The 25,555-nt window shown below is 35.4% G+C and carries 13 protein-coding genes; 9 read left to right on the top strand and 4 right to left on the bottom strand.

Annotated elements, in window-relative coordinates:
• The 9 genes from ACP5P5_RS03620 to ACP5P5_RS03580 form a co-directional block, all read left to right on the top strand.
• Positions 1-2,294: PKD domain-containing protein (locus ACP5P5_RS03620; RefSeq protein ID WP_428284749.1), on the top strand; the 2,294-nt coding region annotated here is incomplete at its 5' end.
• 70 nt (positions 2,295-2,364) lie between these two features.
• Positions 2,365-3,396 carry a PorP/SprF family type IX secretion system membrane protein gene (locus tag ACP5P5_RS03615; protein ID WP_428284748.1) on the top strand — a complete coding sequence of 344 codons (1,032 nt, stop codon included), beginning with the start codon at positions 2,365-2,367 and terminating at the stop codon, positions 3,394-3,396.
• Between the two features lie 180 nt (positions 3,397-3,576).
• A complete protein-coding gene (locus ACP5P5_RS03610; RefSeq protein WP_428284747.1) occupies positions 3,577-6,648 on the top strand; it encodes a SusC/RagA family TonB-linked outer membrane protein in 3,072 nt (1,023 codons plus the stop codon).
• A 27-nt stretch (positions 6,649-6,675) separates the two neighbouring features.
• Positions 6,676-8,160, top strand: a complete 1,485-nt coding sequence (locus tag ACP5P5_RS03605; RefSeq protein WP_428284746.1) for a RagB/SusD family nutrient uptake outer membrane protein — start codon at positions 6,676-6,678, stop codon at positions 8,158-8,160.
• A gap of 150 nt (positions 8,161-8,310) precedes the next feature.
• On the top strand, positions 8,311-11,472 hold the full coding sequence (locus tag ACP5P5_RS03600; RefSeq protein ID WP_428284745.1) for a SusC/RagA family TonB-linked outer membrane protein: 3,162 nt from the start codon (positions 8,311-8,313) through the stop codon (positions 11,470-11,472).
• A gap of 28 nt (positions 11,473-11,500) precedes the next feature.
• A complete protein-coding gene (locus ACP5P5_RS03595; protein ID WP_428284744.1) occupies positions 11,501-12,982 on the top strand; it encodes a RagB/SusD family nutrient uptake outer membrane protein in 1,482 nt (493 codons plus the stop codon).
• A 233-nt stretch (positions 12,983-13,215) separates the two neighbouring features.
• A complete protein-coding gene (locus ACP5P5_RS03590; protein WP_428284743.1) occupies positions 13,216-16,269 on the top strand; it encodes a SusC/RagA family TonB-linked outer membrane protein in 3,054 nt (1,017 codons plus the stop codon).
• A gap of 18 nt (positions 16,270-16,287) precedes the next feature.
• Positions 16,288-17,691, top strand: a complete 1,404-nt coding sequence (locus ACP5P5_RS03585; protein WP_428284742.1) for a RagB/SusD family nutrient uptake outer membrane protein — start codon at positions 16,288-16,290, stop codon at positions 17,689-17,691.
• A 23-nt stretch (positions 17,692-17,714) separates the two neighbouring features.
• On the top strand, positions 17,715-18,566 hold the full coding sequence (locus tag ACP5P5_RS03580; RefSeq protein WP_428284741.1) for a hypothetical protein: 852 nt from the start codon (positions 17,715-17,717) through the stop codon (positions 18,564-18,566).
• Between the two features lie 267 nt (positions 18,567-18,833).
• Here the strand turns inward: ACP5P5_RS03580 and ACP5P5_RS03575 are convergent, their stop codons facing one another.
• The 4 genes from ACP5P5_RS03575 to alaS form a co-directional block, all read right to left on the bottom strand.
• Entirely contained in the window at positions 18,834-19,958 is a 1,125-nt protein-coding gene (locus ACP5P5_RS03575; protein ID WP_428284740.1) for a redoxin domain-containing protein, read from the bottom strand.
• 38 nt (positions 19,959-19,996) lie between these two features.
• On the bottom strand, positions 19,997-21,442 hold the full coding sequence (gene gatB / locus ACP5P5_RS03570; RefSeq protein ID WP_428284739.1) for an Asp-tRNA(Asn)/Glu-tRNA(Gln) amidotransferase subunit GatB: 1,446 nt from the start codon (positions 21,440-21,442) through the stop codon (positions 19,997-19,999).
• A gap of 147 nt (positions 21,443-21,589) precedes the next feature.
• On the bottom strand, positions 21,590-22,576 hold the full coding sequence (locus ACP5P5_RS03565) for a PDZ domain-containing protein (protein WP_428284738.1): 987 nt from the start codon (positions 22,574-22,576) through the stop codon (positions 21,590-21,592).
• 165 nt (positions 22,577-22,741) lie between these two features.
• Positions 22,742-25,369, bottom strand: a complete 2,628-nt coding sequence (gene alaS / locus ACP5P5_RS03560; protein WP_428284737.1) for an alanine--tRNA ligase — start codon at positions 25,367-25,369, stop codon at positions 22,742-22,744.
• Between the last annotated feature and the right edge of the window lie 186 nt (positions 25,370-25,555).

Genomic DNA, 25,555 nt, shown 5'->3' with positions numbered 1-25,555 from the left:
TCACTTACACCGTAACCAATGCAAGTGGATGTACTACAAGTGTGAGCGCACCGATTACCGTAAATGCATTACCGACAGTACAACCCATTAACACCAATGGCGGTCAAGTATGTGCAGGCAGCAGTTTAACTGTAAGTAATGCAACAACTGGAGGAGTATGGAGCAGCAGCAATACCAATTTAGCAACCATAGACAATAATGGCAAGATCACAGCGATTAGTGCAGGCACAACAACCATAACTTACACCGTAACCAATGCGAGTGGATGTAGCACAAGTGTGAGCGCACCTATCACAATAATAGGAACACAAAAAGCCACTATTTTATTAAAAGATACCGGTAGTACTTGTTTGCCATACACCGTTACTTTAATTAATAAAACCGTTCCTGCTGTAAAGTCAATTTGGTATTTTAGTGATGGAACCACTCAGATGGGCGACAGTATTCGTTATTCAGTTAAAAACAATGGTCAATACTTAGTAAAATTGGTGGCACAAACAGTACAAGGGTGTACCTATGCAGATAGCATACCATTAAATATAAATGTACCTTCACGCTCAGTTTCATTCACTAATGGTTACAATTGCGTTAATAACGCTGTTACATTTAATGCAAATATTTTGCCTGGAGATTCATTGCGTTGGAATTTTGGTGATGGCAATATTTTAACTTCTGCAAATAAACAACTTCAACATGCTTACACAAGGGGAGGTACGTTTGTACCTTCAGTACAACTAATTGCAGCTTCTGGTTGTACCATGTCAATTCCTGTAAAAGATACTATTAAAGTTGATGTATTAAGAGCTGATTTTAGTTTACATGCCATTTTTGATTGTGGAAAAGCTACTTATCAATTTATTGATTCTAGTAGTTCAATGTTTGGTATACAACAATGGAGCTGGGTGGCCAATAATAATATCTTAGGTACACAACCAGCATTATCTCAAATCTATACAACAGCCGGTAGTCAAAATATTACATTAATTGTGAAAGGCAAATCCGGTTGTAGCGATACTACACAAGCTACATATACTGTTAAAATATATCAATATCCTAAAGCAAGTATACAATCGGTTCAAGATGTATGCAGAACTGCCTTGTTAAATTTTACCGGAGTGGCTTCATCTCAAGATTCTATTGTCTATCGTCAATGGGATTTAGGGAATGGAACAAAATCACAAGATTCAGTAACAGCGGTTATTTATAATAATTCTGGCGATTATAAAGTTAAATATACAGTAAGTACTATTAATAGATGTGCTGATTCTGCACTACAGCAAATTACTGTGCATGCTTTGCCTAAAGTAGCAGCAATGGCACCGCAACGTATTTGTAAAGGTGATTCTATAAAGTTAAATGTAACAGGAGCAGATCGATATATATGGAAAGATCAGAACAACAATATTATATGTGAAAACTGTGCCACACCTACTGTTATGCCAGTTAAGAATACTCAATATTATGTGGTTGGATACAACGAATTTGGATGTAGCCAAATGAGTGCTACAAATGTTACAGTGGTACAGCCATTTACATTGTTAGTTTCTCCAAACGATACTATTTGTGTTGGTCAGCAAAAACAAATTATTGCAGTTGGGGCAGGAAATTATCAATGGATTGCTCCTGATGGAAGCAGCTTAGGAACAAGTTCATCTTTAAATGTTAGTCCATTAAGTAGTACTACTTATCGTGTAATTGCAAAAGATAATTATAATTGTTTTACTGACACAGGAGCAGTAAGTATTATGGTGGGTAATCCTACACAAATAAGTGTGGGTAAAGACACAATTATGCAGGCAGGAGACATTTATAATTTTAGGGCTGTGGCTGATAAACAAGATATTAAGCAGTGGGCATGGAGTGGTGCAAATAATTTGTCATGCTACAATTGTGCGGAACCTCAAGGAAAGATTATTGATGATGCTTGTATTAGTTGTGTTGCTACCAATGTCTATGGTTGTCAAAGTGCTGATACAATTTGTATCAAAACGTTCTGTCCTACAACTGAAGTATTTATTCCTAATGTATTTACTCCTGATGGAGATGGAATCAATGATATTTTAATGGTACAAGGCAAAGGCATTAAAGTGGTAAAACATTTTATGATATTTAATAGATGGGGTGAGTTGCTATTTGAAAGAAGCAATTTTATGCCTGGCGATCCTGCTTATGGATGGGATGGAAAAGTTAGAGGGAAACCAGCTACACCCGATGTGTTTGTTTATGTATGTGAAGTTTTATGCGAAAAAGGATTACCGAATATTTATAAAGGAAATGTTGCAATACTAAAATAAAAAATATAAAAAAATGAAAGGATTTGGTTAAATTGTGTCATGGGCAACCAAGCCCGAAAATCCAATGGGTATGAAAAAATACTACTCGCCAATTTTTTATTGCCTGCTATTCTTATTGCTTTTACAAAATGTAAAAGCACAAGATCTTACTTTTTCTCAATTTTATGAACAACCCTTATTGAGAAATCCTGCTTTAGCCGGGGTTTTTACCGGGGATTTGAGAGTGTCAACCGTTTATCGCGACCAATGGTCTAGTATTACGGTGCCATTCAGAACGGAAGCCATGAGTATAGAATATAAAAGACCTATGCAGGGAAGTAATGACGTTTTAACTTTAGGTTCTCAAATGACACTAGATCAGGCAGGCGATATTCAACTGAAAAGAACTCAATTTTTACCTGTAGTGAATTATAGCAAATCTTTAAGCGATGATAAAGATTCTTATTTATCCATTGCTTTCATGGGAGGTCCGGTATATAGTCAATTCGATCCCACATTAGTAAGAACCGCTGACCAATTTCAGGGTGGTAGCTACAACCCTAATGCACCATCCTCACAAATGTTTACAAACAACGGATATAATTATTGGGATTTAGCAACCGGCATTAGTTATAGTAGCTCATATGGTGATGCAGGCCGATTTTATTTTGGTGCCGGTTATGCGCATTTTAATAAGCCCATTATTCACAGTGTAACAGGAACTATTGAAAATTTTTTATATCCAAAAATTACTTTTAACATTGGGCTGAATACCCCAATAACTGATAGAAACCGAATTATAGCTTTTGCAGATTATTTTACACAAAACGGATACCGTCAACTTTTAGGAGGCTTTTTATATGGGTTCGATTTTCAAAAGTTTTATAATGATGATCCCTACACCATTTACTTCGGAAGTTTTTTGCGTTGGGGCGATGCCTTTGTACCTGTAATAAAAATGGATTTTAAACATATGACCATTGGCATGAGTTACGATGTTAATGTGTCCAAATTAAAAACTGTTTCAAACTTTCGTGGCGGATTTGAACTCACAGCCTCCTATCATGGATTTTTAAAAGTAACCAATAGTACACTGGAAAAATTAAGGTGTACTAGGTTCTAAATAGTAACTTTTGCTTTTTTTTGATTGTTTTTCAACGCCAACTTTCATTTTTTTGCTGTTTTTTGCCTTAATGCCAAATTAAGTTTATTTCTTTTTCATTAAAAAGTACCAAATTTTTTTTGGGTTGTTAAAATTTTATTAATAATATTGTTTTATTAATTAAAATTAAACCCTGCACTAATGAGAAAAACATTCATTTTGTTGCTTTTATTTCTTTTTATTTCAGTCACACAAATATTTGCACAAACCCGCACAATTGTTGGCAAAATTACTGATGAAAAAGGACAGCCACTGGCCGGGGTATCTATTAATGCATTAGGTAGTGATAAGAAAGTAATTGCTACAGCTGTTTCTGGAAGTAATGGAGAATACTCAATTCATATTGGCGAAAAAGTAAAAGGATTGCAATTTAGCCATATTGGTTTAGATGAACAGTATATACCAATTGGAAATAAAGGCGTTATAAACTTAAGTTTATCTGCTTCTAGTAAAGATTTGTCAGAAGTGGTGGTTACTGGATATGGTTTGCAAAAAAAATCAAATACTACTGCTGCAATTGTAAAGGTAGGTGGAGAACAATTAGCCGATAAACCTTTTGCATCTATTGATCAAATGTTACAAGGGGCAGCAGCAGGTGTTCAAGCTGTTGCTACTACTGGTCAACCGGGCGCTAACCAGCAAGTTAGGATTCGAGGTGTTGGATCCTTCTCTCTAGGTGCATCACAGCCTTTATATGTAATTGATGGAGTTGTAATGAACGGGGGTGATTTGTCGAATGGAAATGGAGGCGGATTCAATATCAATCCTAGTACCAACGTTTTAGCTACTTTAAATGCAGATGATATAGAAAGTGTTACCATTTTAAAAGATGCTGCTGCAACCTCAATCTATGGTTCTCGTGGAGGAAATGGTGTTGTAATTATTACTACTAAAAGCGGTAAAAACGGTAAAACACAATTTAATTTTAGTGCAGAATATGGTAGCAACAATGTAATACTACCTCCTCCTGCAGGGCGACCTCTTCAGGCGAATGATTGGTTTACTTTATTGAAAGAAGGATTAGTAAATGCAAATGCAAGTCAAACTACTATTAATAATACTTTGGCTTCGTACGGTTATGGAAATGGGGTTGATATTCATTGGTTTGATTTAGTAACAAGAACAGGTGTGCAAAACCAATATAATCTAAGTGCATCAGGTGGTGATGGAAAAACAAAATACTTTATATCAGGTGGATATTTTAAACAACAAGGAACAACAATAGGGACCGATTTAACAAGGTATAGTGGGAATATCAAAGTGTCTCATGCAGCAACTGATAGACTTACATTTACAACGAAAGTAACTGTTGGTGATGTAGTTCAAAATTCAGCTTTAGCATCGAGCGGCATTTCTGGAGGTGGTGGATATTTTGGCAATCCCGGTTATGTAGCACTGGTGTTAAGGCCTACTCAAAACCCATTCAATCCAGATGGAACACTTAATATATCAAATAATAATCTCGGATTCCCGGCACATTATAACCCACTATACATTGCTGCTAATGATAAACGATGGTTGAAAGCTTTAACTATTCTTGGTTCAGAAAACATAGAATATAAAATTTGGAAATCATTAAAATTCACAAGCAATTTAGGATTGCAATATAACGGGAATGAGGAATATCAGTTCAATAATCAATTTCATGGTGATGGTTCTGGTACTGCAGGATATGCTTTATCTATTTATACGCGAAATTTTTTATGGAATTGGTATAATCAATTTGATTATCACTTTGACATTAATAGAAACAAAAAATTTTCTGCTGATGTAAAAGTAGGGTATGAAGCTACCAGAAATGCTTATTTGCAACAACAAGGATCTGCACAAAGCTTCCCCCCAAAACTTGATTTATATTCGTCACAAAATGCAGCCACTTCAACTTTAGGAATACAAATTTCTTCTGATTATGCATTTACAGGTGCTTATTCAAATGCTAATATAACTTATGATGATCGGTTTTCACTATATGGAAGTTTTCGGAGGGATGGATCTTCAAGATTTGGAAGTAGTAACCCCTTTGGAAATTTTTATTCGGTAGGGTTTGCATGGAATGTTATGAACGAAAACTTTATGAAACGCATTGAATTGATAAATAATTTAAAATTGAGAGCATCTTATGGTACAAATGGAAATGCAGAGATAGGGAACTATCAATGGCGTCCATCATATGGATTTGGATATAATTATAATGGTGTGGCCGGCGGAACATTCAATAATATTGGGAATATCAATTTAACATGGGAAAAAAATAAACAATTTGATGTAGGATTCGATTTGAGTTTACTGAAAAATAGAATCAATGTAATTGCTGATTATTATGTAAGACAAACAGATGGTTCATTGCTAAGCCAGCAAATATCAAGAACAACCGGGTTTACGGGGGTAATTAGCAATTTAGGTGGTTTAGAAAATAAAGGAATTGAATTAACCATTTCAGTTACACCTATCCAAACAAGAGATTTTAGCTGGCAAATCAACTTTAATTATGCGCATAACAAAAATTATGTTAGTAGTTTACCAACCGGTGATCAGTATAACCCTCAAAGTAGCGCATTTTTAATGCGTGTTGGCCAGCCTTTTTATTCTTTTTATACACGTGGTTGGGCAGGTGTAGACCCCAACACTGGGAGTCCACTTTGGTATAAGGATAGCACAAAATCAGCTACTACTACTTCCTATGCTTCTGCAAAATTATTCTTAGTAGGGAAATCTGCTTCTCCAACTGATTTTGGCGGGTTAGGTAATGTTTTCAATTACAAGAATTTTACATTCGGAATTGATTTTTATTACAATTATGGAAACTACATTATTGATAATTATGCACGATTCTTTACTGACGGCAGTTTCCCAACCCGAGGTAAATATGCCTTTATGATGAATCGTTGGCAGAAAAAAGGCGATGTTACTAACGTTCCCAAATATGTATATGGTGATGCTACTAATGGAGCTAGCGGATCAGATAGAATTATTTATAAAGGAGATTATATACGTTTGCGTAATGTTCAAGTGGGCTATAAACTTACAAATAAAACAGTGTTAACCAAGCTTCACTTAAGTGCTTTAGCCTTTTATGTTCGTGGAAGTAATCTATGGACAAAAATCTACGATAACAATTTAACAAGTGATCCTGAACAAGGCGTACAGGGTTTTAATAACCAAGCAGTTGCTCCTTCAAAATCTGTAACAGTTGGTTTAAATGTTACATTCTAAATTCTATTTATTTTAAAATTTTACGCAATGAAAAAATATTTTATAAATCATCAATCTCATAAACTTGGTCTTTTATTTGGCATTTTACTTTTCGCATCATGCCAAAAAAGTTTTTTAGATTTAAAACCTTATAATGCTTCTGTTTTAAGTGATGCTATAAAATCGGAGGCCGATTTGAATGCAGCTGTAAATGGTTTGTATGCTTCTTTAAGAGCTACAGATTTTTACGGTAGAACTTTTGCCGTGAAAGGTGACTTGATGGCAGACCATGCCTTTCTTTCCAGTCAAAACTCTGGACGTTATACCGGCTTCAATTTGTACAACATGGTTGTTACAGATGGTTATGCAAGTAATATTTGGTTTAATGCCTATCAAGCAATTAAAAACGCCAATCTTATTATTAATTCCGGTTTAGCCATAACTAATGATAATATTAGCCAGTTATTTTCAGAAGCCTATGCTATAAGAGGAATGGTATATTTTGATTTATGCAGAAATTATGCTTTACCTTATGCAAAAGACCCTAATGGACCGGGAGTGCCTATTGTATTATCTTTTGATCAAAACGCAAAACCTGCCAGAAGTTCAATTAAAGATGTATATGCTCAGGCAATTGCCGATTTAAATAAAGCTTATTCATTAGCCAAGTTTAATCAAGGAACAACCATGACTTTTCAAAGTACGGGTCAGTCTCGTTCAGTTAATTCCTCCTTTTGCTCTAAATATGCTATTTCCGGGTTGTTAGCGAAAGTATATCAGCATATGGGCGACTGGGCAAATGCCAAAAATGCAGCTTTAGATGTGGTAAATAATGGAGGTTTTACATTAGTTCCTAGCACCGGCTTGGTTAACTACTGGAAAGGAACTACACCTAGAACGGACAGAGTTGAAACCATGTTTGAAGTTACTTCAGACGCAAATAATAGTGTAGCAGACGGTACACTTGCAAATTTGTATGTGCCTAAACCCATTGGAAGTTATGGAGATATATTAGCTACACAAGATTTTTATAATTCGCATAGTCTCACTGATGTAAGGCGTCAGTTATATAACCCTAGTACTCGTTCCGGTCAATTAGGTATTGCATACTATATCACAAAATATCCCATTGATCCTATAAATTATGATGATGTGAAAATTGTACGTTATGCAGAAGTACTTTTAATTTTATCAGAGGCTTATTATAACTTAAACGATCCTATCAATGCATTGAAATACTTGAATATGGTTGCTATGCAACGTGATCCTGTTTTCGCAGGATATAATTCGACAGGACCCCAAATTTTAGAGGATATTTTAACTGAAAGAGGAAAAGAATTGGCTTGGGAAGGATATCGATTTTGGGATTTCTATCGTTTACAGCGTTCTTTTGTAAAACCGCAAGCGCAAGACGCTTCCAATGCCATTATTCAAAGTATTACAGTTACACCTACAACTTTAAATATAATCTTTCCAATTCCTAAAGATGAGGTTTTAGTAAATCCAAACATTGCTCAAAATAATGGGTATTAATGGGTTTTAATTTATTTTTTAAAAGGTCAAATTAAATTTTGGCCTTTTTTTATTTTTTATGCAACTTTTTAATGAAAAATATTGCCAATAATACTTTTTAGTTAAATTGCTACTTAATTTTTTATTTTTTTAACCCAAAACTAAACGTTCATGAGAAAATCATTCTGGTTGCTCTTGTGCTTAATAATGGTTTCCCTCCAATTATTGGCACAAACTCGCACAATTACCGGTACTGTTACTGACGATAAAGGGGCTTCCATAGCCGGAGTTTCTATTAATGCTCTTGGCCCCGACAGGAAAGTTTTAGCCTCTACTGTTTCTGATGCTTCCGGCCATTTTACCATCCATGTTCCCGAAAAAACTCGTGGATTGCAATTTAGCCACGTGGGGTTGGACGAGCAATTTGTTCCACTTGGAAACAAAACGCAAATCAATGTTTCCCTATCTTCCACTAGTCGCGATCTTTCTGAAGTGGTAGTAGTTGGTTATGGTGTTCAGAAGAAGAAAGAAGTAACTGGTAACCTTGCCGTTATTAAAGGGGCAGTAGTAGCTGACAAACCTATTCAGAGTTTTGAAGCAGGTATTGCCGGTCGTGCTCCAGGGGTACAAATTACTGTACCAAATGGCGTATTGAATGCACCTCCAGTATTTAGAATTAGAGGAACCAATTCTATTTCCTTGAGTTCCTATCCTTTAATTGTAGTTGACGGTGTGCCTAGTTTTACAGGTGATTATAGTTCAACAAATGCTGCTGCAAATCCATTAGCTAGCATTAACCCAAATGATATTGAAAGTATTGATGTTGCTAAAGATGCGGCTGCAACTGCTATTTACGGAAGCCGCGCTGCGAATGGAGTAGTATTTATCACTACCAAAAAAGGGAAAGCAGGAAAAGCCAAAGTAAACTATGATGGTTGGGTTGGTTTTAGCAACCCTTTCCGCTTACCCTCCATGATGAATGCTCAGCAATACACCAACTTTAAAAATGCAGCTGTAGCCAATAACCCAACACAATCTGCTGTTCAGTTTAATATTGCCAATGGAGCAAATGGTGCACCAGTAAACACCAATTGGAATGATTATGTTTACCGTCAGGGTATTTCACAAAATCACAATGTAAGTGTGTCCGGCGGATCAGAAAATACTACTTATTATTTTTCTGCAGGATATACCGCACAACAAGGTATTATCCGTAAAAATAATTTTGATCGCTTGAATGTATTATTTAACGTAGATAGCCGCGTGAATAAAGTAATTACTGTAGGTGGTAAAATATCTTATTCTGATGAAAAAAATCTAGCAGCTACCTCTTCTGGTTCTTTGAGTGGCGAAGCTTTTAATACAGGTGGTTTAGGTCGTTTAGCATTGGTATTACCCCCAAGTATTTCTCCTTATAATACTGATGGTTCATACAACATTAATGGAGCAAGTATTGGCTATGCTAACATTGTTGGAACTTCTGTACCTTATTATAACCCGGTACCATTATTAGATTTGAATCGTTCCAATAATGAAATTAACCACATTCAATCAAATGCTTATTTACAACTAAAGCCACTTAGCTGGATTACTTTACGTAGCACATATGGTATTGATTATTTGAATATTGATAACGATTTATTCTGGTCACCGGTTACTGGCGATGGTTATAGCTATAATGGATATGCCACAGCAATCTTTGGAAAGTATAAAACCTGGGTATGGACCAATACCGCTCAATTTGATTATACATTTGCTAAAAAGCATAATGTAAGTTTATTGGCTGGTACAGAGCAAACTCGTAGAACTTCATTATCCTATGGAATTAATCGTCAAGGTCTATCAGACCCTAACTATAATTTAATTCAAGCTGGCTGGATAAATAATAATGCTACCGCAATGGGTTACGGTGAAAATTACCTACTGTCTAAATTCAGTCGTTTAAATTATGATTATAATAAGAAGTATTTTATCAGCGGTAACTTACGTCAAGATGAATACTCAGCCTTAGGAGTTAAAAAAGGTACTTTCTGGGGTGTATCCGGTAGATGGGATATTTCTAAAGAAAATTTTTGGAGTGCAGCCAAGCTAGATCATATTTTCAACAGCTTTAGTATTAGAGGAAGCTATGGTAAAGTAGGAAATATTGCGGGCATTGGCGATTATACGCCATATTCTACTTTCGCTTCAGGTTTATATGGAGGAGCTTCTACTTTAACCTTTAATACGGTTGGAAACCCAACATTACAATGGGAAACCAGCAAAAAAACCGATGTTGGGGTTTCATTTTCTGTGTTAAGAGATCGCTTGAGTGCTGAAGTAGCCTATTATCGCAATAATATAGATGGTTTAATATTAAATGTGGCTCAAGCACCTTCTGCAGGATTGCCCTCTAATCCTCCGCAAAACATTGGTTCTATGTTCAATAAAGGACTGGAGATTGATTTGAATGCTCGTATTATTGAAACTAAAAATTTCAGTTGGAATTCTAACTTTAATATTAGTTTCAATACGAATCAAGTTACAGCTTTGGCACCTGGTTTAACGAATATTCAAACCTCAACTTCTAGCTTAGAAACAGTAAACAGAACTGCCCCCGGTTATGCAGCTGGTTATTTGTGGGTAGTAAGAACTGCCGGTGTTGATCCTCAAACTGGTAGAAGAATTTTCTTAAATGCTCAAGGCAATAAAGTATATTATCAATACTATGCTCCTTCCGGACAATTTAACTATTCTAATGCAGATGGTACAAAATATGTTGGGCCAACCGGTGCTACCTCTATTTCTCAGGCTAATGATGCTGTAATGTATGGCAATGTTCAACCTAAGCAATATGGAGGTTGGAATAACGATTTCCGTTACAAAAACTTCGATTTAAATGTGATGTTTACTTACCAACTTGGTTTTTACGTGTATTATGGAACCAATGCCGGATTACATGACCAACGCTTTTGGAATAATGCAACTGACATGTTAACTCAAGCATGGCAGAACAAAGGTGATGCTAATAAACTATATGCTAAACCTGTATTCGGCGATAATGTTTCTAATGGATCAGCTATACCATTAGATATCAATGTTTTCAAAGGAAACTTTGTAAAATTGAGAAACCTTTCTGTAGGATATAATATTCCTCAGAGTGTATTATCTCGTGCAAAAATTAGCAGATTAAGAGTATATGTAAGTGGTCAGAATTTAGCCATTATTACTAAATATCCTGGTCCTGATCCAGAGGTATCTTCAAATGGAAACTCTGCTACAGCACAAGGTGTTGACAGAAATACAGCGGGTAATGCACGCACTATTACTGTAGGGTTAAATGTTGGTTTCTAATTTCATTCACAACAAAATTGAATTTGCAATGAAAAAATATAAATATCTATCAGTTATGGCACTTGGAGCAAGCTTACTGTTTGCTTCCTGCCAACGTAATTTATTAAATCCTGTTCCTCAAACCTCTATTTCCGATGCCTCAGCTTTTAGTACTTTGAGCCGTATTCAGGCTTCTGTATTGGGGCTATATGGTGCTTTAAAAAATGGTAATTTATATGGAGGTCGCTATGTAATTTATGGAGACATACGTGGTGAGGATTTTATAAACCAAACCAGTAACCTGGTTACCGGTTCCGATGTGTGGGCTTTAAACCCAACCAATAGCGCTACAGCTGTAGTTAACTTATGGGCACAAGCTTATTATACCATTAATAGTTGTAATATATTTATTGATGGAATGAATGCAGGCGGTTCCACTATTGCCGGGCCAACACTATCAGCAAATTATATAGCTGAGGCTAAATTAATTAGGGCGCTTTGTTATTATTCATTATTACAATATTATGCTCGTCCTTATGCAGATGGTAATGGCAGCAAACCCGGTTTGCCACTTAGGTTAACAGGTATTAAAGGTGCCGGTCAGTCAAACCTGGCCCGTAGCACAGTTGCTGATGTTTATGCACAAGTGATAAAAGATTTGAATGATGCTGAAGCCGGTTTACCATTGAGCTACAGTAGTGCTTATAACAACACGACCCGTGCCCACCGCAATACTGCTATTGCTTTGAAAACTAGGGTTTATTTAAGCATGCAAAACTATTCCGCTGTTATTACAGAAGCCAATAAAATTGTTTCAGCCAATGCCCCATTTACTGCCACTTCAGGAGTAGCTAATGCATTACAAGCTGACATTACCCAAGTTTTTAAAACGCCTTACACAACAACAGAATCTATATTGTCTATGCCCATGACATCTACTGCCGGTGATAATCCTGGTACCCAAAATCAATTGGCATATTATTATACCCCTGTTGCTGCATCAGGTGGAGTTGGTAATGGAGAATATTCATTAAATGTAAATGGGATTATTGCCGATCCGACTTGGTTACCCACTGATGCAAGAAGAACATTTATACTTCAATCTGGCTCTGGCGCATCAGTGAAATATTGGTTAAATAAGTATAAAGCGCCAAGCCCCTATACCGATTATGTGCCCGTAATTCGATATTCTGAAGTACTATTAAATCTTGCTGAGGCAAGGGTACGCAGTAATAATACTATTGATCCTCAAGCAGTTGCATTGTTAAATGCAGTGCGTAACCGATCAGATGCTGCTACTACTTATACAGTTGCCAGCTTTGCTTCTGCTAATGATTTAATTAATGCCATTTTGAAAGAAAGAAGAATTGAGTTTTTAGGGGAAGGGTTACGTAATAATGATTTAATGCGTTTGTTACAAACTATTCCTGCTAAAGGTAGTGCACAATCTAAAGGCCCCAATGATGTTGGATACATTTGGCCAATTTCAGCTAATGAATTGGCATTAAACAACTTATGTACCGATAATTAATTTGGGTGAAAATTTTTTAAGAATATCCTGAATAATACAATAGTTAAAGCTTGATTTTTTTGAAAATTTCAAAAAAAATCAAGCTTTTTTATTTAAAATTAATTTTAAGAACAATTTTTTAATGTAAAATAAATTTTATTGCAACTTTTTATTAAAAATTTATGTCTTTAATGTTTCATTAACTTATATTTGAAATCCTTTTTAACTTTTTTAAAACTAAAACACAGGGAATTATGAGAAAACTGCTAATGCTTCTCATGTGTGCATTGTTGACTGTGGGTCAATTGTGGGCACAAAATCGTACCATACATGGCACGGTGTTAGATGAAAATGGTAAACCCATTGAACGAGCTTCTGTTGTGGTAAAAGGAACTACAAAAGGAACTACTACCGATGCGGAAGGTAATTTTACCTTGACCAATGTTGCTCCTACTACTAAGTTTATTGTCATTTCCTCTTTAAATTTTCTTTCTAGGGAAATTAACATCTCAAACAAAAATACTATTGATGTTAGGTTAGAAAGTAAAAACGATGAATTGAATGAGGTAGTCGTATCAACTGGTATCGCTAAACAAAAGAAATCTGAATACGCAGGAGCTGTATCCAGCATTACTCAAAAAAATATAGAAGATAGACCTGTTGGTTCTTTCGACCAATTGTTTCAAGGACAAGTACCTGGTTTATTAGCATTAACACAAAGTGGACAGCCGGGTAATGCCACTAATGTAATTATTAGAGGTACCACTTCAATTGCGGGTGGGTCAACTCCTTTATACATAGTAGATGGTATACCTGTTGAAGCAAGTGTGTTTCAGGGTCTAAATCCGAACGACTTCTTAACAGTAGACATTTTGAAAGATGCAGCAGCCGCAGCTTTGTATGGTTCTAGAGGTTCTGCCGGTGTAATTGTAATTACCACTAAAAGAGGCGTGGCCGGAAAAATGAGATTGTCATATAATGCTCAAATGGGTATTAAATCAAAGCCTGAATTTGGTTTTAGACCTATGACAACTGCAGAGTTATTGAAAGCTCAGGAAGATTATGGAAAAATTGCAGGTGGCGGAATTGCAATACCAGGATGGTATTATTCTCCTGTTAATCCTCGTTATGCAACATTAACACCCGCACAACAAGCGGCCGCAAATCAAACTTTAGATTCCATATCTAAAATCAACACCAACTGGGCTGATTATATGTTTAGAAATGGTCCATTCAGCAATCATCAGTTGGTTTTATCAGGTGGTGCAGGTAAAACTCGTATTTATAGCAGTTTAGAATTGTACAATGAAACTGGTACAACCCCGCGTACTGACATGAAGAGAGTTTCATTAAGGAATAATGTTGATTATGCTGATGACAAATTATCTTTCTCTTTATCAAGTAGCTTATCTTATGTTCGTCGTAATTTTCAACAAAGCACTGTTACAAATAGCACGGGAAATCCTTTTTTGGCTGTAAATATCACTACTCCATATGCACTAGTTTATAAGCCTGATGGTACTTACGCAACAGGGGTTGGAACTAGTTTTGTTGGAGCCAATCAGTTAGATTTAACATATTGGGATAGAAATTATAATGACCAATTAAAAGCAGTATTAGGGACTACTACATCCTATAAAATTATGAAGAATGTAGTAGCATCATTAACCACTGGTATTGACTTTAGAGAAACTCAGGGCACGAATTATGGTAGCCAATTGGCCTTTATTAGATTAACTTCTACTACCCCTACTGGCAAGGCTGGATTTCAAAGTGAAAGTTTAGCTAGGTTCTTCCAGGCAGATGTTCGTCCATCTATCAATTATTCCAACATTTTTAGAGATAAGCATAAAGTGAGTTTTGGTGTGTATGGTGAATATTTAACACAGGCTGTGAAATCATTTAGTTTAACCGGATATGGTATTGACCCCAGAACACCAAATACCCCTGCTGCTATTACTCAAGGCAATGCCGATAATCAACTATATGCGAATGTTGGTGGTGGAAAATCTCAAAATGCCTTAACCTCTGGTTTGGCTATGGGTACTTATACTTTAAATGATAAATATACTGTTTCAGGTTCATTCCGTTATGATGGTTCTTCCAAATTACCTTCAAATAACAGATGGACTTCATTCTATTCTGTTAGTGGTATTTGGAATATAGGTAAAGAAAACTTTTTAATGAATACTCGTTGGCTGAATGAATGGAGGCTCCGTGCCAGCTATGGAGGTTCTGGTGATAACGATAACTTCCCATCAGGATATGGTGATTATGGTTATTTCCCAACTTATGCAGCAAATGGCAACTATGCCGGTTTAACTACTTTATATGTAAGTAATGTAGGAAATCCTTTATTAACTTGGGAAACCACCTATCAGCTAAATATTGGTACAGATTTCTCTTTATTTAATAAACGTTTATATGGTAGTATTGATGTGTATGATAAAAGAACCAAAAACTTATTTGTGCAAAAACAATTAAGTGCTGAAGCGGGGGGTTACAGTATTTTAGTAAATGGGGGCGTATTACAAAACAAAGGAATTGAACTTGACATTAGTTATGACGTAGTTAAAAGTAAAGATTTTACATGGACTATTAATGGTAAAGCTGCTTATAACAAAAATAATGTGTTAAGCTTAGGAGGATTAAATTCTTATACTGTAGGTACATCCTTAGTTACAGTAGGTAAACCTTTAGGCTCTCATTTTGAAGTTAAATGGGCAGGAGTTGACGCTTCAAGTGGTGCACCTTTATACTATGATTTAAGTGGTAAGATTACACCCGTTTATAGCGCCAATAACAAAGTACAGGAATTTGGAACATGGGAAGCACCTTGGAAAGGAGGTTTTGGCACTAATTTAAATTATAAAAATTTTGGTGTTTCTATATTGTTTAGTTGGCAACAAGGCGCAACTAAAGTAGATAACTTAGAATATTTTGTTGAAAATCCGGTTGGATTTTTATCTGGTGGATATAATCAATCTAGCAGTTTGAATTTTTGGAAAAAACCCGGAGACATTGCTACTACTCCTAGTCCTTTATATTCAACAAATTTTTCATCTAAAATTATTCACGATGCATCATTCCTTCGCTTCCGTGATTTAATGATTACTTATAAACTACCGGAGTCAACTGTTCAAAAAATTAAGTTTATCTCTAAAGCTACCTTTTATGTGCAAGGTAGTAACTTATTCATTTGGACTCATTGGAGAGGAATGGATCCAGAAGCTGGACCGTCTAATATAAACCTAAGTGAATATCCCAATCCCCGTGCTCTTACTGCAGGTTTGAATGTAACTTTTTAATTGAAAAATGAATTTAATATGAAAAAAATAAATATATTAACGTTGTTTGCAATAGCTGCTATTTTATTTAGTAGCTGCTCCAAACAGTTAAATCTGTTACCGACCGACCAATTTACTGATGTTAATGCATTTAGAACTATTAACGATGCACAATTGGCTACCAATGAAGCGTATGGTCGATACGGTACTTATTTGAACATAATTTATGCAAATGCTTTAGTTTCCGATGAGGCGAAATTAGGTGTAGATAACTCAGGGCAAGGTGCCTTAACTTTTCGCTACCAATTTAGTGCCGATGGAACTACCGGTGGTGATGTTACTGCTGCATATGGTGGATTTTATTACTTAATTGATCAAGTAAACAGAACATTAGCAAAACTACCTAATGTAATTGCAACTCCAGCCGAAGAACCTCGCCGTAATATTTTAAAGGGTCAGTTATTGGCATTACGTGGTATTTCACATTTTAGTTTATTACAAGCCTATTGCAAAGCCTATGATCCAACTGATCCCATGGGCATTGCATTGATGTTGGTTTCTGATCCTACAGCAAGGCCTGCACGTAATACCGTTGCAGAATCAATTGCTCAAATTGAGAAGGATTTAAGTGATGCTTATGCACTTTTACCTGCAGTTACTTCTTCTACATTTACTGATACAGTAATGAATCAGGTGAATATTAATGCATATAGAGCAAGAGTAGCTTTGTTTAAGGGTGATTATGCTAATGCAATATCATATGCCACTTCTGTAATTAATTCAAATGTAAAGCCATTAGTAACAGGTACAGCCTTTTCCGGTATTTGGACTGATGCGAATAACAATGAAACATTATTTAGAATTCGTTATGCTAATAGCACTGCTGTGGGTGGTTTATGGACTACTACAGGTGGATTAGTGTACATATCTCCTTCAGACAAATTAGTGAATTCATATCTTAGTTCAGATATTCGTAAAGCTGCATATATAGCTACGGGTTCAGGTAAAACTTACTTAAATAAATACTACACTTCGTCTCGTGGTGGTCGCGCTGTAGATATGAAACCTTGTCGTATTTCAGAAATGTATTTAATTCGTGCAGAAGCTTATGCTAGACAAGCTACCCCTAATTTGGTTTTGGGTGCTGCTGATTTAAATGCACTTCGTGCTCAGCGTATTACAGGGTATACTAATCAAACTTTTACATCAGCTTCTGATTTGGTGAATGCCGTTTTAGATGAACGATTTAAAGAGCTTTGTTTTGAAGGCTTCAGATTTTTTGATTTGAAACGTAATAACTTACCTGTACAACGCGGTGCTACTGATGTAACCAGTACTACTTGGCAAACTTTACCTAATGGTGATTATCGTTTTACTTGGCCAATCCCTCAATATGAATTATTGGCGAATCCTAACATGAAGCAAAACCCAGGCTATAATTAATTGAAAAATTAAAATAATTTAGTATGAAAATCAATCATAAAATTCAATTGTTTATGGGTATTTTGTTTGCAAGTGCTTCATTTGTAGCATGCAATAAAAATAATCCTTACCCTACTATTACACCTCCGGCGCAAGCTACTTTTAGTAACAAAACAGATGGTTCTTATTTTGTTATGAATGATCCAAACTCTGTATTCAAAATACCGGTAGGAACCACGAATGTTACTAATACAACTCGTACCATTACAGTAAGTGTTACTTCTCCAACCAATGCAGCAGCAGGTGTACAATATAATTTACCCTCTACTTCAGTACAAATTGGCCCAGGTAAAGCATTAGATTCTTTACCTGTTTATGGATTATTTTCTGGATTTTCAGGAAATAGGGTAGATACTTTGGTATTTAAAATTTCAGGTGGGGATATTCCTCCTTCTGATTATAATAATACTTACAAGTTAGTAATGCGTAAATATTGTACTGTTGTACCTAATTCATTCTTAGGTAACTACAATAATAGCCAGGATATTGATAATACCGGATCTTATGGTCCTTATACAGCGCAAATATTAAGTATTACACCAACTTCTGCGACTACTGCAACTATGGTTATTGCAAATTTCTCTTATGAGGAAATTGCTCCTTATCCCATTAATAATATTACCGTTAATTTGGATTGGACTGATCCTGCTAACTTTAAAACTACCGTTCCGACACAGGTTATCTCTAATTCAAACTTTTATGGGTACGGTGCATTATCAGTAGCTCCTAATGGAACTGGAACATTTTCTTCTTGTGACAATACCTTTACTTTCCAATATAAGTTGACGGTAAGTGCAGGTAGCTTTGGTAACTTTACCACTGTGTTAGCACGATAGTTTAACAACTTATTTAATAAGCAAAGGAGGTTTTCTTTAATACGAAAACCTCCCTTTTATTTTATTTATGCATTTTTTATATGATGGATTAAAGCTTTGTTTGTACATCAAAAATGCAGTCTTAAATTGAATATTTTGCAGGGTTATAACTGGTTTATTCTTTATGCTAGCTTCTTCATTTAAATCTTAAATTTATATTTGTTGAATTTATTCTAGCTGTAATTTTTCGAAGCATAAACTTTCATTGCTTTATCTCAATATTTAATACTACTTCAACACCTCAGCTAACTTATCTTGTAATTCTTGACCCCTTAATTCCACACCAATTATTATTCCTTGAGGATTCACCAACACATTAAAAGGTATACCGCTTATTTTATACAAATCAACCACACTGCTTTGCCATTGCTTTAAATCACTTACCTGTGTCCAAGTTAACTTATCATCGTGTATGGCTTTTAACCACGCTGATTTATCATTATCTAATGAAACACCTAATATGGTAAAATTCTTATCTTTAAACTTATTATAAGCAGCAACTACATTAGGATTCTCATGTCTGCAAGGACTGCACCAGCTGGCCCAAAAATCAACTAAAACATACTTGCCTTTAAAATTATTGAGTGATACCATTTTGCCGGAAGTATCTGCTATAGTAAAGTTGGGAGCCGGTTTGTTTAATAAAGCAACTTTTGGATCGGAGGCCATTTGTGCATTGATGATTTCCTGCAACCTTTGTATGCCTGCATTATCTTTAAATTTATTAGCAGATGCATCTACCAATTGTTTAATAGCATCCGGTTGCATAGTTTTAAATGCTTTACCAATTACATAATACGTAAAGGCAGCACTGTTAGATTCTTTAATGGTTTGTGCTAAAAAGTTGTTGAAATTATTTAAGAGCGTTTCTTTTCGTAAATTAACAGAAGCTATTAAGGCACTGTCAGGATGAGGGATATTTTGCAAAGAATCTGCTTGTAAATAGGCATCTGCTAATGGGCCAAATTTGTTGCTGTATGCTTCTAAAAATTGATGTAATGCAGTTGATGCGGCTGAACCTTTAGTGGTATAAGCTTTGTAATTGTGTGCATCCATCTCAACTTTAATATCCTTACTATCATTGATAAATAGAATTTGTGGACCATTATCAATGGCTAATAAATATAAACCTTCTGCACTTGCGGTTCCTCTTAATTCAAAATTGCCGTTTGATGCCAACGTAGTTGAATCAACCACAACCGGTTGTTGGGCTCCAAAAGGCAATGATTCCAATAAAATTTTATTGGAAGGTGAATTTTGAATTCTACCACTTACAATAAAAGCACCATATTTTTTTTGTTGGCAAGCTATTAACGCCATACCCAAAATAACAACGGATAAAAATTGTTTCATAAATAATTGTTTAGTGATTGCTGTGTTTGAATGATACACTATTGCTGATTTAAAATTTTTTCGAAAGTGCTGGTGGTTAATTTTGGATCTGCTTTGCCTTTACTAATTTTTTTTACTTCACCTACAAATAAACCCATTAAACCCTTTTTCCCTTTTTTGTACTCATTCACTTTGTCCGGCATGGCATTAATTACTTGTTGTACCCAAGTAATAATTGCATCCTCGCTAGAAACTTGTATTAAGTTTAATTTTTCTGCTGTTAGTGCTGGATTGTTATTGTTGTTGATAATTGCAGGTAAAAGTTTATTGGCTGCAGTAGAAAAATTAATTTTCCCATCATCAATTAAAGCAATAACACCCGCTAAAGTTTCAGGAAATAACGATAGTTTTTCAAAATCAATACCTAGTTCATTTACATGTTGTTTCAGAGGCCCAAGTATAAAGTTGGCAATGGCTTTATAATTACGGCTATAATTAGTGGTAGCCATGAAATAAAAAGCGGTGTGCTTATCCTCACATAACTGATGCGCATCGTAAGTACTTAAGCCATAGTTTGTTTGAAATGAACTTTTTAATGCATGAGGTAGTGCCGGCAAACTTTTTTCAATAGCCCGTATATACGATTGATTGATGAAAAAGGGAACTAAATCAGGATCAGGGAAATAGCGATAATCGTTTGCCTCTTCTTTTTCACGTATCGCAAAGGTGGTATCGTTAGTAGCATCAAAACTGCGCGTTTGTTGTGTAACCATTCCCCCCTCTTCAACCAGCTTTATCATTCGCTCTATTTCATGCTCTATGGCTTTTTTAACATTCCGAATTGAGTTTAGATTTTTTACTTCCACTTTTGTTCCCAATTCTGAAGAACCTGTTGGTCGAATTGAAATATTGGCATCGCATCGTAAACTGCCTTCTTCCATATTGCCGTCACTAATTTCAATCCAGCGAACTAATTTTCTTATTTCAGTTAAGTATTGAAATGCTTCTTCAGCAGAGTGAATGCATGGTTCTGTAACAATTTCAATAAGTGGAGTTCCAGCTCGGTTATAATCCAAACAAGTAAATCCATCTACCGCATCGTGAATGCTTTTACCCGCATCTTCTTCTAAATGAATTCGGTTTAATTGTATTTGCTTTTCTTCCCCATTAACAATGATAGTAACATAACCACCCACACAAATTGGTGTTGTGTGTTGTGAAATTTGATAACCTTTGGGTAAATCTGGATAAAAATAATTTTTTCGGGCAAAGCAGTTCAGTGATTCAATGTTACAATTGCAAGCTATGCCCATTTTAACTGCATATTCAACAGCCTTTTTGTTTATTTTAGGTAAAGTACCCGGATGTGCTAAAGTAATAGCATTTACTTGAGTGTTGGGATGTCGGCCAAATTGGTTGGCATCACTTGAAAATAGCTTACTTTTAGTTTGTAATTGCACATGTACTTCAAGGCCAATTACAGATTCATATTTTGAATAATCCATTCGCTTTTAAAAAATTACACATCAAAATTGTTGCCGTAAAGGTATCATTTTATCGGGTATTGATCGGTTAACTCATAAAAATAGCGCAGCCATGCTTTTAAAGGCATGGCTGTAAGCTACTATGTTGGGGGTGCATGAATGTTATTGTTATAAAGTTGCTTTTTTAATGGGTTTAGGGAAAACTACAGTAGCATTGTGTTTTTTACCGTTACGTAAATAACTAATTTCTACAGAATCACCTACGTTTTTGTTGCTCAAAGCTTGTTTTAAATCTTCAATACTTTTTACGGCATTACCATCCATTTGTGTTAAAATATCGCCCTTTTCCAATCCGGCTTTTTCAGCAGGTGAATTGCTGTTCACTTCATTTATTTTCACACCTGAATTATCATTTAATTCTTCAATCTGTACGCCAAGCATCGGTTTGTTGTTCGGCATAAAATTAAAATCGGGGTTCATGGGCATGGGCGGCATGGAAAAATTAAAATTTCTCATACCCCATTGATTTTCATTATCGAGTTGAAATGAATTATTTTTTTCTAAAACTGCCTGGGTGTTGCTGGTTTTGCCATCGCGTAAATACGTAATATTAATTGTATCTCCGGCATTATATTTCCCTATGGTTTTATATAAATCTTCGCTGGTTTCTATATCTGTATTGTTTACTTTCAAAATAATATCGCCTTGTTTTAAACCAGCTTTATCTGCGGGAGAATTTTCACTTACCTCTTTAATTACGACTCCTTTTGTATTTTCAGCTTTGTTAGTGTATACACCTAATTTAGCTTTGTTGGTTGTAATATTATTAATACCTGGCCCCATTCTTCTAAAAAACTGTACACCACCTTTTGGCATTGTTTGGCCAAACATTTTTTCCAATCCTGATTGAAGATTATTTAAATTAAAGATATTGTAGCTGCTATCTGTTTTCATTATTTCTACTGAACCATCTTTCCATTGATCAACGGGTTTGCCGTTTACGGTAATGTTTTTACCATCAATAACAATGGTTGTTTTTTGTTGTGGATTCCCTTTTCTGTGAATAACAATGTCTTCATTTTGTTGTGTTTGTGCTTGCAAACAAAATGTTGTTCCCATTAATAATAAGGGTAGAATGAACATTTTTTTATTCATAACGGCTAATTTTAAGTGTACGAAAAATTTAGTAGACCAAAAGTAATGCAATTTCTGAATTACGAAAAGCTTCGGAAATGTTAAAAAAAGATCTTCTATCCTATAAAAAAAACCGGTAATGACCTGTAAGGCATACCGGTTTAACTAAGTAAATAATTTTGGTAATTATAAAACGGCCTGAACTGCAGTAAAAATGTTGGGAATATTACTAGCATCTTGTCCTCCGGCGGTAGCTAAAGTTTTTTGTCCTCCGCCGCTTCCTTTTATAATGGGTGCAATTTGGATTTTAATTAAATGGTTAGCATCCATTTGTTTCTGCTGTATCCAACTCTCTGAAACAAGAATCCCTACAAATGGCTTCCCTGCGATATTAGCAGCTAAAACAACTACATATAAATCGGTTAGTTTGTTTTTTAACTGAAGACATATTTTTTTCAACATGTCGGGTTGTAGCACTTCTACTTGTTGACCAATAAATGTTGTTCCGTTTACGGTAATGGCTTGCTGAAGTAAACTTGCTTCTATTTGGTCTATATTTTTTTGTTCTAAATATGAGAGTTGTTTTTTTAGTTGTGTATTCTCTTCAATGTGCTGTTCAATAGCTTTGGATAAATCTTTTGGATTTTTAAGCAATGTTTTTGCCTGCTGTAGCTGCTCTAATTGATTCATTACCCATTTTTCAGATGCAATACCACAGGCCGCTTCAATGCGTCGAACGCCGGCGGCAACGGCAGTTTCGTGCTGAATAGTAAATAATCCCAATTCTCCTGTATTGGCTACATGGGTTCCTCCACACAATTCAATGGAGTAATTAGGGTCAATAATTACTACCCTAACCAAATCGCCATATTTTTCTCCGAATAAAGCCATAGCGCCCAATTGCAGTGCTTCCTCTTTAGGAAGTGTTTTAATTACTACAGGAATATTACTTCTAATTTTTTCATTTACCAAAGCGGCTATTGTATTTAATTCTTCGGGGGTAACTTTAGCAAAATGCGAAAAGTCGAAACGCAAATTTTGTTCGTTTACCAAACTACCTTTTTGTGCAACATGCGTACCCAACACTTTTCTTAAAGCAGCATGCAACAAATGGGTAGCCGTATGGTGTGCCATTATTGCTTTTCTTCTTTCAACATCAATGTTTGCTGTAAAGTTCGCATGAATGTTAGTAGGTAAGGTTTCTGTAAATTGAATAATTTGGTTATTTTCTTTACGGGTATCCATTACAGCAATACTTTCGTTTTCTGATTGAAGCCAACCTGTATCACCAACTTGCCCACCACTTTCTGCATAAAAAGGTGTTGCATTTAATACAATTTGGTAAGCATTTTTGCCCTTTGTTTTTATTTTTCTGTATTGTACAATTTGTGTTTCAATATTGAATGTATCATATCCCACAAATTCGGTAAATGCTTGAGGTTGTAAAACTACCCAATCATCTGCATCAACAGTTGCTGCTGCACGAGAACGATTTTTTTGTTGTTGCATTTCCGCTTCAAACCCTGCATCATCAACCTGTAAATTATTTTCTGCAGCTATTAATTTAGTTAAATCAATAGGGAAGCCATAGGTATCAAACAATTCAAATGCATTTTTCCCATCAACAACTGCATTGTTTTTCTGGGCTTGCTGCATTAATTCATCCATTTTTTTCAAGCCCTTATCAAGTGTTCGTAAAAAGGCCTCTTCTTCTTCTTTAATTACTTTTACTACAAAGTCAATTTGTTGTTGTAATTCAGGAAAAACATTTTCAAACTGTTTTGCCAAAGAAGGAAGTAATTGGAATAGTAAGGGTTGTTTGTATTGTAAATACGAAAAATAATAACGAACAGCTCTGCGCAAAATACGTCGTATAACATAGCCGGCTCCGTTGTTCGAGGGTAATTGTCCATCAGCAATGGTAAATCCAATAGCGCGAATATGGTCGGCTATTACTCTAAAAGCTATATCTTGTTTAGATTGTGTATTGTTATATTGTTGGTGTGTAATTTTTTCTGTTAGTTGAATAGTGGGTGTAAATAAATCTGTATCGTAATTGCTGTTTTTGTTTTGTAAAACCCGCACTAATCTTTCTAAGCCCATACCGGTATCTACATGTTTTGCCGGCAAAGGTTCCAGCTTCCCATTTTTTAAGCGATTGTATTGTATAAATACATTATTCCATATTTCAATTACCTGCGGATGATCTTTATTCACTAATAATTTACCATCAGTAGTTTGGCGTTCTTCATTGCTTCTGCAATCAATATGAATTTCTGTACAAGGACCGCAAGGGCCGGTATCGCCCATTTCCCAAAAATTGTCTTTTTTATTTCCGGGTAATATTCTTTCGGGGCTAATCCATTTACTCCATTCTGCTTTGGCCTCCACATCTTCCGGTAGTCCTTCTGCTTCATCGCCCTTGAAAACAGTAACATATAGCCGATCTTTATCTATTTTATAAACCTCAGTTAATAATTCCCAACTCCAGGCAATGGCTTCAGTTTTAAAATAATCTCCAAAGCTCCAATTGCCCAGCATTTCAAACATGGTATGGTGGTAAGTATCAACCCCAACTTCTTCCAAATCGTTGTGTTTACCACTTACACGTAAACATTTTTGCGTATCGGCCACACGAGGGGCTGCCGGGGGGGCAATACCCAGAAATACATCTTTAAATTGGTTCATTCCCGCATTGGTAAACAATAAAGTGGGGTCGTTTTTTAAAACAATGGGTGCCGAAGGCACAATTTTGTGCCCTTTTGAAGCAAAAAAATCTAAAAATTGTTGACGTATTTCAGCCGATGTTAACATATTGCGTTTAAATTTTACTAAAAGTTTAGCAATCTTTATAATTACCTTTGCCAATTGTTTGGCAGTGGTCAAAGGTAAGTATAAACCATAACCCTTACCGTAGCCAATAGCTAAAATTTAACGAATAAATTTTTTGGTATATGCAGGCGCATGAATACATTTTTTTGTTAATGTATTTAATGAATC

Source organism: Hydrotalea sp., from assembly GCF_049968455.1.
Classification (GTDB): Bacteria; Bacteroidota; Bacteroidia; order Chitinophagales; family Chitinophagaceae; genus Hydrotalea.
Note: the sequence above shows the minus strand (reverse complement) of the source record. Positions and strands in the feature narration are given on the sequence as shown.